The organism is Bacillus sp. NEAU-CP5 (assembly GCF_026420705.1).
GTDB lineage: Bacteria > Bacillota > Bacilli > Bacillales > Bacillaceae > Bacillus > Bacillus velezensis.
In genome coordinates this window covers 778,321-793,570 of record NZ_JAPMOV010000002.1, presented here as the reverse complement: position 1 = coordinate 793,570, position 15,250 = coordinate 778,321, and the positions used below count along the sequence as shown (strand labels likewise).

14 protein-coding genes are annotated in these 15,250 nt (G+C 43.6%); 13 read left to right on the top strand and 1 reads right to left on the bottom strand.

Annotated features, from left to right (window positions below):
• The first annotated feature begins 44 nt into the window (after nt 1–44).
• Entirely contained in the window at nt 45–428 is a 384-nt protein-coding gene (locus OTK50_RS09105; RefSeq protein WP_224223727.1) for an FxsA family protein, read from the top strand.
• Between the two features lie 31 nt (nt 429–459).
• Here the strand turns inward: OTK50_RS09105 and ytvI are convergent, their stop codons facing one another.
• A complete protein-coding gene (ytvI, locus tag OTK50_RS09100) occupies nt 460–1,575 on the bottom strand; it encodes a sporulation integral membrane protein YtvI (protein ID WP_088461273.1) in 1,116 nt (371 codons plus the stop codon).
• 97 nt (nt 1,576–1,672) lie between these two features.
• Between ytvI and OTK50_RS09095 the strand changes: the two genes are divergently transcribed.
• The 12 genes from OTK50_RS09095 (at nt 1,673) to polA (ending at nt 15,239) form a co-directional block, all read left to right on the top strand.
• Complete coding sequence (locus tag OTK50_RS09095; RefSeq protein ID WP_003152447.1) at nt 1,673–2,137, top strand: DUF441 domain-containing protein; 465 nt, start codon at nt 1,673–1,675, stop codon at nt 2,135–2,137.
• 421 nt (nt 2,138–2,558) lie between these two features.
• Nucleotides 2,559–2,969, top strand: coding sequence for a YjdF family protein (locus OTK50_RS09090; protein ID WP_017418345.1), 411 nt, complete (start codon nt 2,559–2,561; stop codon nt 2,967–2,969).
• An 83-nt stretch (nt 2,970–3,052) separates the two neighbouring features.
• Entirely contained in the window at nt 3,053–3,289 is a 237-nt protein-coding gene (locus tag OTK50_RS09085; protein ID WP_262926993.1) for a peptidoglycan-binding domain-containing protein, read from the top strand.
• A 156-nt stretch (nt 3,290–3,445) separates the two neighbouring features.
• On the top strand, nt 3,446–3,883 hold the full coding sequence (locus OTK50_RS09080; protein ID WP_088461274.1) for a terpene synthase: 438 nt from the start codon (nt 3,446–3,448) through the stop codon (nt 3,881–3,883).
• 292 nt (nt 3,884–4,175) lie between these two features.
• On the top strand, nt 4,176–5,309 hold the full coding sequence (locus OTK50_RS09075; RefSeq protein WP_014418617.1) for a Rap family tetratricopeptide repeat protein: 1,134 nt from the start codon (nt 4,176–4,178) through the stop codon (nt 5,307–5,309).
• Nucleotides 5,299–5,451 carry a hypothetical protein gene (locus OTK50_RS09070; RefSeq protein ID WP_017418344.1) on the top strand — a complete coding sequence of 51 codons (153 nt, stop codon included), beginning with the start codon at nt 5,299–5,301 and terminating at the stop codon, nt 5,449–5,451. The genes OTK50_RS09075 and OTK50_RS09070 overlap by 11 nt, the downstream gene beginning before the upstream one ends.
• A 700-nt stretch (nt 5,452–6,151) precedes the next feature.
• Nucleotides 6,152–7,270 carry a citrate synthase gene (gene citZ, locus OTK50_RS09065; protein WP_007613059.1) on the top strand — a complete coding sequence of 373 codons (1,119 nt, stop codon included), beginning with the start codon at nt 6,152–6,154 and terminating at the stop codon, nt 7,268–7,270.
• Between the two features lie 160 nt (nt 7,271–7,430).
• Nucleotides 7,431–8,702, top strand: a complete 1,272-nt coding sequence (gene icd, locus OTK50_RS09060) for an NADP-dependent isocitrate dehydrogenase (RefSeq protein ID WP_003152454.1) — start codon at nt 7,431–7,433, stop codon at nt 8,700–8,702.
• Nucleotides 8,703–8,747: 45 nt separating this feature from the next.
• The gene (gene mdh, locus OTK50_RS09055; protein ID WP_003152455.1) at nt 8,748–9,686 is read left to right on the top strand and encodes a malate dehydrogenase; all 939 of its coding nucleotides are present in this window, start codon (nt 8,748–8,750) and stop codon (nt 9,684–9,686) included.
• A 215-nt stretch (nt 9,687–9,901) separates the two neighbouring features.
• Nucleotides 9,902–10,621, top strand: coding sequence for a response regulator transcription factor (locus OTK50_RS09050; RefSeq protein ID WP_130570715.1), 720 nt, complete (start codon nt 9,902–9,904; stop codon nt 10,619–10,621).
• A complete protein-coding gene (gene pnpS, locus OTK50_RS09045; RefSeq protein WP_032873702.1) occupies nt 10,614–12,353 on the top strand; it encodes a two-component system histidine kinase PnpS in 1,740 nt (579 codons plus the stop codon). The genes OTK50_RS09050 and pnpS overlap by 8 nt, the downstream gene beginning before the upstream one ends.
• A 246-nt stretch (nt 12,354–12,599) precedes the next feature.
• The gene (gene polA, locus OTK50_RS09040; protein ID WP_224223726.1) at nt 12,600–15,239 is read left to right on the top strand and encodes a DNA polymerase I; all 2,640 of its coding nucleotides are present in this window, start codon (nt 12,600–12,602) and stop codon (nt 15,237–15,239) included.
• Nucleotides 15,240–15,250 lie beyond the last annotated feature (11 nt).

Sequence of the window (15,250 nt, the reverse complement as noted above, 5' to 3'; positions counted from 1 at the left end):
ATGCGGGCGGTGACGCGCTTTTAGAAGGGCAGGAGGGCAGAAAAATGAGAGTGTTATTCTTACTGTTTATCGTGTGTCCGGCAATTGAAATCAGCTTGTTTCTGCTGGCGGGAAAATGGCTCGGTATTTTTCCGACCTTCCTTCTTATCATTTTGACAGGCGTGTTAGGCGCCTTGGTGGCAAAAAGACAGGGAACCGATGTGTACCATCGGGTGATGCGCGACCTGCAGCACGGCAAAATGCCGGGGGAAGCGCTTCTTGACGGAATATGCGTCTTTTTCGGAGGCCTGCTTTTGATGCTTCCGGGTTTTCTGTCCGATATTGCAGGGGCCTGTCTTCTGATTCCGTTCACTCGGAACCGCATGAAGCCGCTTTTGTTCAAATGGCTGAGAGGAATGTCAAAAAACAAGCGGATCATTATCAAATAAAAACGGCAGCCTTCTTACAGGGCTGCTGTTTTTATTTGGATTGAACAGTAATATAGGCCCATATTTCTTTTAAAGCCCCCGTTGTGATAAAGGCCTGAATGAAAACGAGCAGCGCGGGCCCCGCAGCCAGTCCTAAAATTCCGAACAGTTTAAAGCCGGCAAACAGGGCGATTAAGGTCGCAAGCGGATCAAGTCCGATTGACTTGCTTAAAATTTTCGGCTCCGTCAGCTGGCGCTGAATGAGAACGACAATATATAAAACACCGAGACCGATCGCTTGAGGAAGCTGACCGGCAATGGCCAAATACATAATCCAGGGAACAAAGACCGACCCGGCGCCGAGATACGGGAGAAGGTCCACCAGGCCGATAAAAAAGGCGATGGTTGCCGCATGCTCAATCCCTAGAAGAGAAAGTCCGATAAAGACAATGATCATCGTGAAAAGGATGAGCACGGCCTGCGCCTTAATGAAACCTGCCATCGCTTTTTTCAGCTCTCCCGATACGGCCCTGGCGTTTGCCGAAACCCGTTCCGGAAGAATGGAATAAAGAAGCGCCTTCAGCTTATGCCAGTCCTTTGTCATAAAAAAAGTCGCCAGCATTGCGAAAATGAAGACGGCAGCTGTATTGGGAAGGAAGGCAATCCATTTCGGCACCAGCTCCAAAAGATGTGAAAGCATCAGCCCCGCATTTTTAGCGGCTGTATCACCGAGGGTCTGAATATGCGTCACGATGGATGCCTGCTGATTGGTTTCCAGCCCGTTAAATAGGACGGTCAGCTCGTGGTACAATGGCTGAATGCGGGAAGTGAACAGCTCTTCACAATACGTCATAAAGGCGCTGATATGAGGAGGGAGCGTTTTGGCCAGATAGGCGGTTCCCGAAATGATTTCCGCAACGAGAAATGTCGCCGCGCCAAGAAGAATAAGCAAAAAGAAGACCAGGACAATGACTGTATTGACTGACCGGGGCATCCCCGTCAGTTTGTCCAGCCAGTCAACTACGGGAATGATCGCTGATGACAGAATAAGGGCGATCAGAAACGGATAAGTTAACGGAAATGAGGCGTAACCGGCCGCTAAAGCGCCGCCGGCCGCAGCGAGTACAAACAGCGCGCGGAAAAAAACAGTTGCATAGTGCGGGTTCACATCGATCCTCCTCTCGGTCGGCACGTCCTATTACATTAGTTTATTCGTCAAAAAAAAGGATATGAATACAGATATGATGAAAGAAGGTGCTTTCAGGATGTTTACACAAGCGAATTTATTTTTACTATTATTGCTGGCCATCGCATTGGTAGCCAAAAATCAGTCATTGCTTTTTGCCGTCGGCTTTCTCATTGTGATAAAAGCTGTCGGTCTTGATCAGAAACTATTTCCGGTTATTCAGTCAAAAGGCATCAACTGGGGGGTCACCGTCATTACAATCGCCGTTTTAGTGCCGATTGCCACAGGTGATATCGGTTTTAAACAGCTCGGAGAAGCGATGAAATCATATTATGCGTGGATCGCTCTCGGTGCCGGGATCGCGGTTGCCTTAATCGCCAAAAACGGTCTCACCTTATTGGAAAACGACCCTCATATTACAACGGCGCTGGTCATCGGCACGATACTTGCCGTCGCGCTTTTCGGAGGCGTCGCCGTCGGCCCGTTAATCGGCGCCGGAATCGCCTACTTGGCCATGCAAATCGTTAAAATATTCACTTCGTAAAGTAAAAAAGCGGCGTAAAGCTGCTTTTTTTTTGTGGAGAAAATTAGAGTTTGCACTTGCGCATTTTGTAGTTCAGACAAATGCTATTTGCATTATTGCGATGAATGAAGTGGCTTACCATGTAACAAAGAACTTCGGGATTGACGGCGCACATGGAGCGAAAACAGTGATTGCATTAATTCCAATTGATGAATGGATTAAAAGCTGATGGAATTTATGCGCTGATACCAAAGCAAAACTTGAAGTGTTGTCAAAATAAGCGGAGACCCTTTCCTTCAATTTGAAAGTTTGTTAAATTTATAATGAGAATGAAAAAACACAATTCGGTTGGTAGTCCGGATGCATGATTTAAAATGTCAGTAACCTTCCCCTCCTCGGGATGTCCATCATTCTTCAGTAAATTTAGGAGGAGGGAATCGTTATGAAATTAACGGTTTACTATGATGGTCAGTTTTGGGTAGGAGTCATTGAAGTTGTGAATGATGGGAAATTAAGAGCAATTCGTCATTTGTTTGGACAAGAGCCAAAGGATTCAGAAATAATGCATTTTGTTAATAATCAACTTTTACCGACTCTCTCCCACACTGAACAAGAAGGGGTTTGTGTTAAAGCAAAATCTAAGAAATTAAACCCAAAAAGATTGCAACGACAAGCTTCTAAAGAGATGAAAAATATCGGGATATCAACTAAGGCACAAAAAGCGATAAAACAGGAGCTTGAAGCAAGAAAAGAAAAGAAAAAACAACTGAATAGAAAACAAAGAGAAAAAATAAAGGAACAAAAATATTTAATCAGAAAACAAAAAGCAAAAGAAAAGCATAGGGGCAAATAGTCGGAGAACCCGATGAAGCCCTTCGATTGAAAAGTTGAGCGGCATCAGTTAGTTTCTTCGGACTGATTTAGAGAAAAAGAAGTATAAGTCAGAGCCCTTCTCGAGATGAGGAGGGTTTTTCTGCAATTTATTTAAATTCACTTACATCAGTAAATGAGTCAGTTTCAATTGATGAACGGTTTGATGAGGATATTTACGGCCCGAAAACAGCAAATGCAGTCAAACGATTCCAGTCCATGTACGGCCTGACTGCTGACGGCATTTATGGGCCAAAGACAAAGATGAAAATCAGCGTTAAAGAAACAAGAAAAATTAGATAAAGAACGAAAAAAATTTCTAAATATAGTTGGATTGATATATTATTGAACCCTGCATATGTGATAACAATAGCAGCTTAAAATAGGTGTAACAGGAGGTAGATTACTAAAGAATCTAAGGTTAGTATTTGGGTTTTAATATTTGATTAGGGGGAAAGAATGCTATCACTTAACAGAGCTTTAAAATTACGTGATTTAGAAGTTTTTTGTGTGCTGAAAGATGGTAACATTTTATCTTACGTAATAATTGAAGATACTCGAAAGCCATTTACAGAAGAAGACAAAAAATTAGAACCATTATGTTATATGGACGAAGAAGATATTAATGCGATTTTAAATGTTTTTAAGATTTCAATTGTTAATGATGAAAAATTAAATGAAGATAATTCAATTTTTATAAGATCTTACTTTTCTGAATTTGTTAATCATACAAATTTAACGAATTTTATTATTAAAGAATATGTTCAAAAGGATTTATATAATTACGATGATGAAGATGACATCATTTTCTTTAATAGAATTTTACGTAGTATAGGATCAGATTATGTTATCAAAGAATTTGACGATATAAATTGGATTTATTTATCTCAAGATTGATTTCTTATTTAGATTTTAAAGGAGTACAGAAGATAATTTCTGTACTCCTTTTTAAGGTGAAAAATAGACTTCTAGTTTCTCTTTATAGCATAAATACAATTGACGTAAATCGTAAGTTCAGCACCCGCAAGGGGTGTATACAAGTGCTTTATTATCATGGATGTTCTATTTCCAAAATCGCTATCATTTTTTGTTATTTTCGGTTAATTAGGAAAATTGCGGTATTTTTTCGTTTACAGAAAATAAGAAATTAGTGGAAAATAAATCAAAAGAGGAGGAGGGGAATGAATGCATGGACCAAGTATTACCGTCTTCACATGTAGGCGTTAAAATTAACGAGTGGTACAAGATGATTCGTCAATTTAGTGTGCCAGACGCGGAAATTTTAAAAGCCGAAGTGGAACACGAAATAAAAGAAATGGAAGAAGACGAATATTTACTTATTTATTACTCTCTCATGACTTTTCGTCATCAACTTATGCTGGATTATTTAAACCCAGAAATAAAGTATAGGACTGATAGGCCGACCACCACAGAACTACTTGAGAAGATTGAGAAACCACAAAAAACACTTACCGGCCTCTTAAAATATTACTCACATTTTTTTCGCGGAATGTACGAATTTGATCAGAAGCAGTATGTAGAAGCAATTAATTTTTATCGTAAAGCAGAGATGGAAATTCATCATGTCTCTGATGAAATAGAACAAGCTGAGTTTCATTTTAAGTTGGCAGAGGCTTATTATAATATGAAACAAACGCACGTATCCATGCATCATATTCTAAAAGCGTTAGAAATTTATGATCGAAACCCGCTTTATACCGTCCGAAAAATTCAAAGTTTATTTGTAATTGTGGGTAATTATCTTGATTTTAAACATTACGAAAAAGGATTACAGCATCTTGAGGAAGCCTTGAAGCTTTCGCAAGAATTTGGTCATAAAAGGTTGATTTCCTCTGCTCTTTATAATTTGGGTGAAAGTTATCACTACATGGGACAAGAAGAAAAGGCCGAAGCGTATTTGAGACAAGCAATTGTGATTGGTGAAGAAATGAAATTGAGAACTCTGCCCCATTCATATTATTCACTTTCCATAGTATTATTTAAGCAAAAGAAAACAGCCGCGGCAGGCCAAGCTTTAAAAGAAGGTTTAAAAACAGCAGTAAAATATGACGACAATTTGTTTTGCTTATTAACAGAGTTTTTATATGTTTTATTTGCTGAACCGATTAACAAAGACAGCCTTGTAGAAATTTTAAGTAAGCTTGAAAATATTCATATGTATTCGTATGTCGAAGAGTTGACACTTTTAACAGCAAACTTTTTCAAAGGAATGAAGGACTTTGAAATGGCTACAATTTTTTATGATAAGATGGTGGAGTCTCAACTTCAAATACAGCGGGGGGATTGTTTGTATGAATATTAAAAAAGCAATTTGTTTCTCTGTCTCTGCTTTCGCTATTACGTTCGGTGTAATTGCTTTTGTAGGAAACACGACTCATCTTCATCATAATGCAGCCAAAACTGATAACGAGGTAATACAACTAGCTGCGCGACTGCAAACATGATTTAAAAGATGTGGCCTTTTTAGGGCTGCATCTTTTTTTTTGTCATGTATTTTCGTTTTTTCTCTTTTTAGGCGGGACTGCGGCTGCTGCATTTATAAGCATGGTAACAGGTTATGTGAAGTCCGCAGAAAAATACAAATGGATCGTTATATACACAAAAGCGAAATACGAAGTAACAACAAAGATATATATAAGAAAATTTGAGCCAACTAAAACCAAGACATGGATTTCTGAAGCTGATCCGAACATTGATTCAGTCGAGTAAACAAAATAACCCTCTTCTCCGGTAAAGAAGGAGGGGGAATTTGCGGTGAAGTTGTCGCGCCTGTCCTTTTAAAGTCTCCTCCAAAACTCCCCCAATTGAAAACATGAGAATACATGGTTTTACAAAGCGCCTGAAAGCAAGCGATTAAATTTATCAACGCAAAACCTTGATATATAGGGCTTTTAAAACATTTTTAGTTAAAAGTCTACAAATTAATCAGATTATTGTTTATAATAAGAATAGGCTTAAACTTAAATAAGCTTATAAGAATTTGTTATGTTCCTCTATAAGCATATCGGTTATGTAACCGCAACCAGTGAAATGTAAGCATTTTCTTGAAGGGGAAAGGGAGTGTTTGCATGACTCATTTTAAGTAAGCCGTATGTTTTATATACTCTTTAAAGGGGAATTTTGATTGAAAAGGAGAGGTTGAATATGACAGCAACACGCGGTCTTGAAGGGGTTGTAGCAACAACATCATCTGTAAGCTCTATTATCGACGATACCCTTACATATGTAGGGTACGATATTGACGACTTGACAGAGAATGCAAGTTTTGAAGAAATCATTTATTTGCTGTGGCATCTGCGCCTGCCGAATAAAACGGAACTTGCTGAACTGAAAAAACAGCTTGCGAAAGAAGCTGCCGTTCCACAAGAAATCATTGAGCACTTCAAATCCTATCCCCTCAATAACGTACATCCAATGGCTGCGCTCCGGACGGCGATTTCATTACTCGGTCTGACTGACAGTGAAGCCGATGTTATGAATCCGGAAGCGAACTACAGAAAAGCCATCCGTCTGCAGGCGAAAGTGCCGGGCATTGTCGCCGCTTTCTCAAGAATCCGCAAAGGACTTGATCCTGTTGAACCGAAGGAAGAGTACGGAATCGCGGAGAACTTCCTTTACACCTTAAACGGTGAAGAGCCTTCTCCGATCGAAGTGGAAGCGTTTAACAAAGCGCTCATTCTTCATGCGGATCATGAGCTGAACGCATCAACATTTACGGCGAGAGTATGTGTCGCCACCTTATCCGATATTTACTCAGGCATCACTGCCGCCATCGGCGCTTTAAAAGGACCGCTTCACGGCGGAGCCAATGAAGCCGTCATGAAAATGCTGACAGAAATCGGCGAAGTGGAAAACGCCGAGCCTTATATCCGCAGCAAAATGGAGAAAAAGGAAAAAGTAATGGGCTTCGGACACCGTGTGTATAAGCATGGAGACCCGCGCGCCAAACACCTAAAAGAAATGAGCAAACGCCTGACGAATCTGACGGGTGAAAGCAAATGGTACGACATGTCAATCCGTGTCGAAGAAATCGTGACGTCGGAGAAAAAACTTCCGCCTAACGTTGATTTCTATTCCGCATCTGTATACCACAGTCTCGGCATTGATCACGATCTGTTCACGCCGATCTTTGCGGTCAGCAGAATGTCAGGATGGATCGCCCATATTCTTGAACAGTACGATAACAACCGCCTCATCCGCCCGCGCGCTGACTACACGGGTCCGGATAAGCAGACTTTTGTTCCGATTGATGAAAGAGCCTGATCAAACGGGAGGCTGGTGATTTTCATGTCGTTAGCCTCTTGTTAATCAAGCCCGGATTGGTTTACAATTTTGATAGAATCTTGAGAAAAGTCATTTTATTTTCTATACAAGAAAAATAAAATGTTTTCTAAATATGAATTACATACTGGGAGGTAATATTGTGTCACAAGGTGAAAAAATTACAGTCTCTAATGGAGTATTAAACGTACCAAATAATCCGATTATCCCGTTTATTGAAGGCGACGGCACAGGCCCTGATATTTGGAACGCCGCTTCTAAAGTATTGGAAGCCGCTGTTGAAAAAGCATATAAAGGCGAGAAAAAAATCACGTGGAAAGAAGTTTATGCCGGTGAAAAGGCTTATAATAAAACAGGTGAGTGGCTTCCTGCCGAAACGCTGGAAGACATCAGAGAGTACTTCATCGCCATCAAAGGTCCTCTGACGACACCGGTCGGCGGCGGTATCCGTTCTCTGAACGTGGCGCTGAGACAGGAGCTTGATTTGTTTACGTGCCTGCGCCCTGTCAGATATTTCACGGGAGTGCCTTCCCCGGTCAAACGTCCTGAAGATACGGATATGGTCATTTTCCGCGAGAATACGGAAGATATTTACGCCGGAATTGAGTATGCGAAAGGTTCTGAAGAAGTTGAAAAGCTGATCAGCTTCCTGCAAAATGAAATGGGTGTTAACAAAATCCGTTTCCCTGAAACGTCAGGAATCGGCATCAAACCTGTTTCTGAAGAAGGCACAAGCCGCTTAGTCAGAGCTGCCATTGAGTATGCGATCGAAAACGGCCGTAAGTCTGTCACGCTTGTCCACAAAGGAAACATCATGAAGTTCACTGAAGGGGCATTTAAAAACTGGGGCTACGAGCTTGCCGAAAGAGAATACGGAGATAAAGTATTCACTTGGGCTGAATATGACCGCATTGTCGAAAAAGACGGAAAAGAAGCGGCTGATAAAGCGCAGAGCGAAGCGGAAGCGGCAGGAAAAATCATCGTCAAAGACAGCATCGCTGATATTTTCCTTCAGCAGATCTTAACCCGTCCGAGCGAATTCGACGTCGTGGCGACAATGAACTTAAACGGAGACTATATCTCTGATGCGCTTGCCGCTCAGGTAGGCGGAATCGGAATCGCGCCGGGAGCGAACATCAACTATGAAACAGGGCATGCGATTTTCGAAGCGACTCACGGAACGGCTCCTAAGTATGCCGGCCTTGACAAAGTCAACCCGTCATCCGTCATCCTTTCAGGAGTGCTTCTTCTTGAACACCTGAACTGGAATGAGGCTGCCGACTTGATCATTAAATCTATGGAAAAAACGATTGCTTCAAAAGTAGTAACGTACGATTTTGCTAGATTAATGGACGGTGCAACTGAAGTGAAATGTTCAGAGTTTGGTGAAGAGCTAATCAAAAACATGGACTGAACCTAAAGCAGACTTCTAATGAAGCCAAAAAAGGAGAAGAGAATCATGGGAAAAACACGCAGTAAAGTTTCTGTTATCGGAGCAGGATTTACGGGAGCGACAACAGCCTTTCTTACAGCTCAAAAAGAGCTTGCGGACGTTGTGCTCGTTGATATTCCGCAATTAGAAAACCCGACAAAAGGAAAAGCGCTAGACATGCTCGAAGCAAGTCCGGTCCAAGGATTTGACGCGAAAATCACAGGCACGTCCAACTACGAGGACACAGCCGGTTCTGATATCGTCGTCATCACAGCCGGAATTGCGAGAAAACCGGGCATGAGCCGTGATGATCTCGTATCTACAAACGAAAAAATCATGAGAAGCGTCACACGTGAGATCGTGAAATATTCTCCTGACTGCATTATCGTTGTATTGACAAACCCTGTTGATGCGATGACATATGCGGTGTACAAAGAATCAGGCTTCCCGAAAGAACGCGTCATCGGACAATCCGGAGTGCTTGACACTGCGCGATTCAGAACATTCGTCGCTGAAGAATTAAACCTGTCTGTAAAAGATGTGACCGGTTTTGTTCTTGGCGGACACGGTGACGACATGGTTCCTCTCGTCCGTTATTCCTATGCGGGAGGCATTCCGCTTGAAACGCTTATCCCGAAAGACCGTCTTGATGCGATTGTAGAACGCACAAGAAAAGGCGGCGGGGAAATCGTCAACCTTCTCGGAAACGGAAGCGCCTACTACGCGCCTGCTGCGTCACTGACTGAAATGGTAGAAGCCATTTTGAAAGATCAGCGCCGCGTGCTTCCGACCATCGCTTACTTAGAAGGCGAATACGGTCATGAAGGCATTTACTTAGGCGTACCGACGATTATCGGAGGAAACGGCCTAGAGCAAATCATCGAGCTTGAACTGACAGACTATGAAAAAGCGCAGCTGAGTAAATCAGTTGAATCTGTCAAAAACGTGATGAAAGTATTGTCATAAGAAAAAAGGGAAGGCTTCCGAATCAGAAGCCTTCCTCTTTTTACAATTAATGAAAGCGTTTTCTTTTTCCCTGAGCGATCCTTTCTCTGAAAATGATCAAAAAGGCGAATTGTCTGAACGGGCAGTATTGGATAAAATGAAATCATAAAGTGATATGCAGCACATAAAATAGAGAAAATTGGATGTCGGGGAAAATAGACAGCGGAGGGCGCAGCATGAACAAAAAAATTTTAGTTGTAGATGATGAACAATCTATCGTTACTCTTTTACAGTATAATCTGGAACGGTCCGGCTATGATGTCATTACCGCATCAGACGGCGAAGAGGCTCTGGAGCAGGCAGAGAACGAAAATCCGGATTTAATCGTACTGGATGTCATGCTGCCGAAAGTGGACGGAATCGACGTCTGTAAACAGCTCAGACAGCAGAAAATGATGGTTCCGATCTTAATGCTGACAGCAAAAGATGAGGAGTTTGATAAGGTGCTGGGACTCGAGCTCGGAGCGGATGATTACATGACAAAGCCGTTCAGTCCGCGGGAAGTCACTGCGCGGGTGAAAGCCATTTTAAGAAGGGCTGACATTTCTTCGCTGTCACAAGGCAGAGAAGAGGAAAAGGAGGGGCAGATCCTCATTGGCGAGCTGAAAATTCTTCCGGAGCATTACGAAGCGTACTTTAAGTCAGAACAGCTGGAATTGACGCCTAAAGAATTTGAACTGCTTCTGTATTTGGGAAAACATAAGGGAAGAGTGCTGACGAGAGATCTTCTGCTGAGCGCGGTCTGGAACTATGATTTTGCCGGGGATACCCGGATTGTTGACGTTCATATCAGTCATCTGCGCGACAAAATCGAATCAAATACCAAAAAACCGATCTATATTAAAACAATCAGAGGTTTGGGGTATAAACTGGAGGAGCCAAAAATGAATGAATAAAGTCCGTGTGCGTCTGTTCGCTTTACTCGTTGTATGTATCATATTGGTTTTCAGTGTTCTCGGCCTTTTTTTACAGCAGCTTATTTCTTCATCCGCTGAAGAAAGAACGGCGGATCAGCTGAAAAAGGAATCGGTATACATAGCGGGTCTTCTTGACACCGGCCGAATCGGCAATAAAAGCAATGAAACGGTAATCCGTGACGCCGGCCGCACCCTCGGTATAAACGTCTCCGTGCTCAACGAGAAGGGTGACGCCGTATATCATTCCGGCAGTCATGCTGATGATTCAGCCGTAAAGGAGTTCATTTCTCACAATAAAAGCGAGGAAGCCGTACAGTCGAAAAACAAAGTCATCCGCGGCACTGCCGTAAAAAATGACGCCGGGAAAATTGCGGGGTATGTACTCGTTTCCTCTGAGATCAACGGCGGTTCAAGTGTTACCGGAGAAATGTGGGGCATGCTGGCAGCAAGTCTTTGTACCGCTTTTATCATTATCGTTTTCTTTTATACAAACATGACGTCCCGTTACAAAAAATCAATCGACGCCGCGACAAAGGTGGCGACGGAGCTGTCCAAAGGGAATTACGATGCCCGCTCCTACAGCGGCTACGCAAGGCGGTCGGACCGTCTCGGGCGTGCGATGAACAGCCTGGCGGTCGATTTAATGGAAATGACGAGAACGCAGGATATGCAGCGCGATCGTCTGCTAACCGTTATTGAAAATATCGGATCCGGTCTGATTTTAATAGACGGGAGAGGTTTTATCAATCTCGTGAACCGGTCATACACGAAGCAGTTTCATACAAAGCCTGAACGTCTGCTTCGGCGCCTTTACCATGATGCGTTTGAACATGAGGAGATCATTCGGCTTGTCGAAGACATTTTTATGACGGAGACGAAAAAATGCCAGCTGCTCAGACTTCCCATCAACATTGAGCGGCGCTACTTTGAAGTTGACGGCGTTCCGATCATGGGCCCTGACGATGAATGGAAGGGCATCGTCCTCGTCTTTCACGATATGACGGAAATTAAAAAATTGGAGCAGATGAGAAAGGACTTCGTCGCCAATGTCTCCCATGAACTGAAAACACCGATCACCTCGATTAAAGGATTTACGGAAACACTGTTAGACGGAGCGATGAAAGACGAAAAGGCGCTTTCAGACTTTCTGTCTATCATTCTGAAAGAAAGTGAGCGGCTCCAATCTCTCGTGCAGGATTTATTGGATTTATCCAAGATGGAGCAGCAAAACTTTACGATGCGCGTAGAGTCCTTTGATGCTGCAAAAATTCTGCATGAAATTGAAGCGCTTTTGCGGCATAAGGCTGAGGAAAAAGGCATCAGCTTTCAGCTCGATCTCCCGGAAGAGCCGATTTTTGTGACGGGTGACGCGCACAGGCTGAAGCAGGTATTTTTGAATCTGGCGAACAATGCCCTGACCTACACGCCTGAAAAAGGGACGGTGGGGATTTCGGTACATGTGAAAGAAACCGTTGTCGATATCAAAGTGTCCGATACTGGAATCGGCATTCAGAAGGAAGAGATCCCGCGGATATTTGAGAGATTCTACCGCGTGGATAAAGACAGAAGCCGCAACTCGGGAGGAACCGGGCTCGGCCTCGCCATCGTGAAGCACTTAATAGAAGCCCATGAAGGTAAAATCGAGGTCACAAGCGAGCCGGGACAGGGCACTGTATTTACCGTGACGCTGAAGCGGCAGCCGGAAGCGTGATCAGCTTTACAAAGGATTAACAATTTCTTCATGACCTGTTAAACCTATCTTGTTAGGATATAACAGAACCCCTTCATCCAAGGAGCCAATTTTGACGGCGGGAACGTGTTTTCTTGTTCCCGTCCTTTTTTGCGTTTTCGCAGGGTTCGCTCATTTTCCTTTCAAATTGAACTTTGTTAAAATAAGAGAAGCTGTGAGATTAAAAAATAGAGGAATGACGAGCTTTTGCTCTTAGGAGGATATTGAATGACGGAACGAAAAAAATTAGTGCTTGTCGACGGAAACAGTCTGGCGTACCGGGCGTTTTTTGCATTGCCGCTTTTAAGCAATGAAAAAGGCATCCATACAAATGCCGTATACGGGTTTGCGATGATTTTAATGAAAATGCTGGAAGATGAAAAGCCGACCCACATGCTGGTGGCTTTTGATGCGGGAAAAACCACTTTCCGCCACAGCACGTTTAAAGAATATAAAGGCGGAAGACAAAAAACGCCGCCGGAGCTTTCAGAACAGATGCCGTTCATCCGCGAGCTCCTTGATGCCTACAAAATCAGCCGCTACGAGCTTCCTGAATATGAAGCGGACGATATTATCGGCACCCTTGCCGTATCTGCTGAAAAAGAAGGCTTCGAAGTAAAGGTAGTGTCGGGGGACAAGGACTTAACCCAGCTTGCAACCGGGAAAACGACCGTTGCCATTACGAGAAAAGGCATTACTGACGTGGAAGATTACACGCCGGAGCACGTGGAAGAAAAGTACGGTCTGACCCCTTTGCAAATCATTGATATGAAGGGATTAATGGGGGATTCATCCGATAACATACCGGGCGTCCCCGGCGTCGGAGAAAAAACCGCGATTAAGCTCTTAAAGCAGTTCCATTCGGTTGAGAAACTGCTTGATTCCATTGATGAAGTCAGCGGAAAAAAATTAAAAGAAAAGCTTGAAGAATATAAGGAACAAGCCCTGATGAGCAAAGAGCTGGCGACGATTATGACAAATGCGCCGATTGAAGTCAAGCCCGAAGATTTAGATTACAAAGGGTTTGACCGTGAACAAGTTGTTGCCATTTTTAAAGAACTCGGTTTTAATACGCTTCTTGAGCGGCTCGGTGAAGAAAGCGGGGAAACGGCGGAAGAAAATTTTGAAGACATCAATGTCGAAATGGCAGAAGAAATCACCGAAGATATGCTCGTTTCGCCGTCCGCTTTGGTCGTCGAACAAATCGGTGATAACTATCACGAAGAACCGATCCTCGGCTTTTCCATCGTGAATGAAACAGGTCTTTATTATATTCCAAAAGAAATCGCCATTCAGTCTGAAGCTTTTAAATCTTGGGCTGAAGATGAATCGATGAAAAAATGGGTGTTCGACAGCAAACGTTCCGTCGTCGCTTTGCGCTGGCAGGGAATTGAGCTGAAGGGAACGGAATTTGACGCGCTTCTTGCTGCCTACATTATAAACCCGGGCAATTCGTACGACGATGTCGCGAGCGTAGCGAAAGAATACGGGCTGAATATCGTTTCAAAAGATGAAGCGGTATACGGAAAAGGCGCAAAGCGCGCCGTTCCGGCTGAAAAAGAGCTTGCCGATCATCTCGCGCGGAAAGCGTCTGCCGTTAACAGCCTCCGTGACAAATTGCTTGACGCTTTGGAAGAAAATAATCAGCTTGAGCTTTATGAAGATCTCGAACTCCCGCTTGCGCTTATTCTCGGAGAAATGGAATCAATGGGCGTCAAAGTGGATGTTGAAAGACTGAAGCGAATGGGCGAAGAGCTCAAGGCGAAGCTGAAAGAATATGAAGAAAAAATCCATGACATCGCCGGTGAACCGTTTAACATCAATTCACCAAAACAGCTCGGCGTCATTCTGTTTGAAAAACTCGGCCTGCCGCCAGTAAAGAAAACAAAAACAGGCTATTCCACTTCAGCTGATGTGCTTGAGAAGCTCGCCGACAAACATGATATCGTCGCGTACATTCTGCAATACAGACAAATCGGCAAACTCCAATCGACTTATATTGAAGGGCTGCTGAAGGTCACGCGCAAGGATTCTCATAAGGTGCATACACGGTTCAATCAGGCGTTGACTCAAACCGGACGCCTCAGCTCAACGGACCCGAACCTGCAAAATATTCCGATCCGGCTGGAGGAAGGGCGGAAAATCCGTCAGGCTTTCGTACCGTCCGAACCGGACTGGCTTATTTTCGCCGCCGATTATTCACAAATTGAATTAAGGGTGCTTGCGCATATTTCAAAAGATGAAAATCTGATCGAAGCGTTTACGAATGACATGGACATTCACACAAAAACCGCCATGGACGTGTTTCATGTCAGTGAAGATGAAGTGACACAAGCGATGCGCCGCCAGGCAAAGGCCGTCAATTTCGGCATTGTTTACGGCATCAGTGATTACGGGCTGTCACAAAACCTCGGCATCACCCGGAAAGAAGCGGGCGCTTTTATAGACCGCTATTTGGAGAGCTTCCCGGGCGTCAAGGCATATATGGAAGAATCGGTGCAGGAAGCGAAGCAAAAAGGATATGTCACGACACTTATGCAGCGCCGCCGCTATATTCCTGAGCTGACCAGCCGCAACTTCAACCTGCGGAGCTTTGCGGAACGGACGGCCATGAATACGCCGATTCAGGGAAGCGCCGCCGATATTATTAAAAAAGCCATGATTGACATGGCAGCTGAGCTAAAAGAGAAAAACCTGAAGGCACGATTGCTGCTTCAGGTGCACGATGAATTGATTTTTGAAGCGCCTAAGGAAGAAATTGAAATATTAGAGAAGCTGGTTCCTGAAGTGATGGAACATGCTTTGGCATTAGACGTGCCGCTGAAGGCGGATTATGCTTCAGGGCCGTCTTGGTACGATGCAAAATAAACAGAGAAAAA

Bases quoted from the DNA above. Each gene is read 5' to 3' on its own strand.
- OTK50_RS09105 (WP_224223727.1), top strand. From the start codon at position 45: ATGAGAGTGTTATTCTTACTGTTTATCGTGTGTCCGGCAATTGAAATC.
- OTK50_RS09095 (WP_003152447.1), top strand. From the start codon at position 1,673: ATGTTTACACAAGCGAATTTATTTTTACTATTATTGCTGGCCATCGCA.
- OTK50_RS09090 (WP_017418345.1), top strand. From the start codon at position 2,559: ATGAAATTAACGGTTTACTATGATGGTCAGTTTTGGGTAGGAGTCATT.
- OTK50_RS09080 (WP_088461274.1), top strand. From the start codon at position 3,446: ATGCTATCACTTAACAGAGCTTTAAAATTACGTGATTTAGAAGTTTTT.
- OTK50_RS09075 (WP_014418617.1), top strand. From the start codon at position 4,176: ATGGACCAAGTATTACCGTCTTCACATGTAGGCGTTAAAATTAACGAG.
- OTK50_RS09070 (WP_017418344.1), top strand. From the start codon at position 5,299: ATGAATATTAAAAAAGCAATTTGTTTCTCTGTCTCTGCTTTCGCTATT.
- citZ (WP_007613059.1), top strand. From the start codon at position 6,152: ATGACAGCAACACGCGGTCTTGAAGGGGTTGTAGCAACAACATCATCT.
- mdh (WP_003152455.1), top strand. From the start codon at position 8,748: ATGGGAAAAACACGCAGTAAAGTTTCTGTTATCGGAGCAGGATTTACG.
- OTK50_RS09050 (WP_130570715.1), top strand. From the start codon at position 9,902: ATGAACAAAAAAATTTTAGTTGTAGATGATGAACAATCTATCGTTACT.
- pnpS (WP_032873702.1), top strand. From the start codon at position 10,614: ATGAATAAAGTCCGTGTGCGTCTGTTCGCTTTACTCGTTGTATGTATC.
- polA (WP_224223726.1), top strand. From the start codon at position 12,600: ATGACGGAACGAAAAAAATTAGTGCTTGTCGACGGAAACAGTCTGGCG.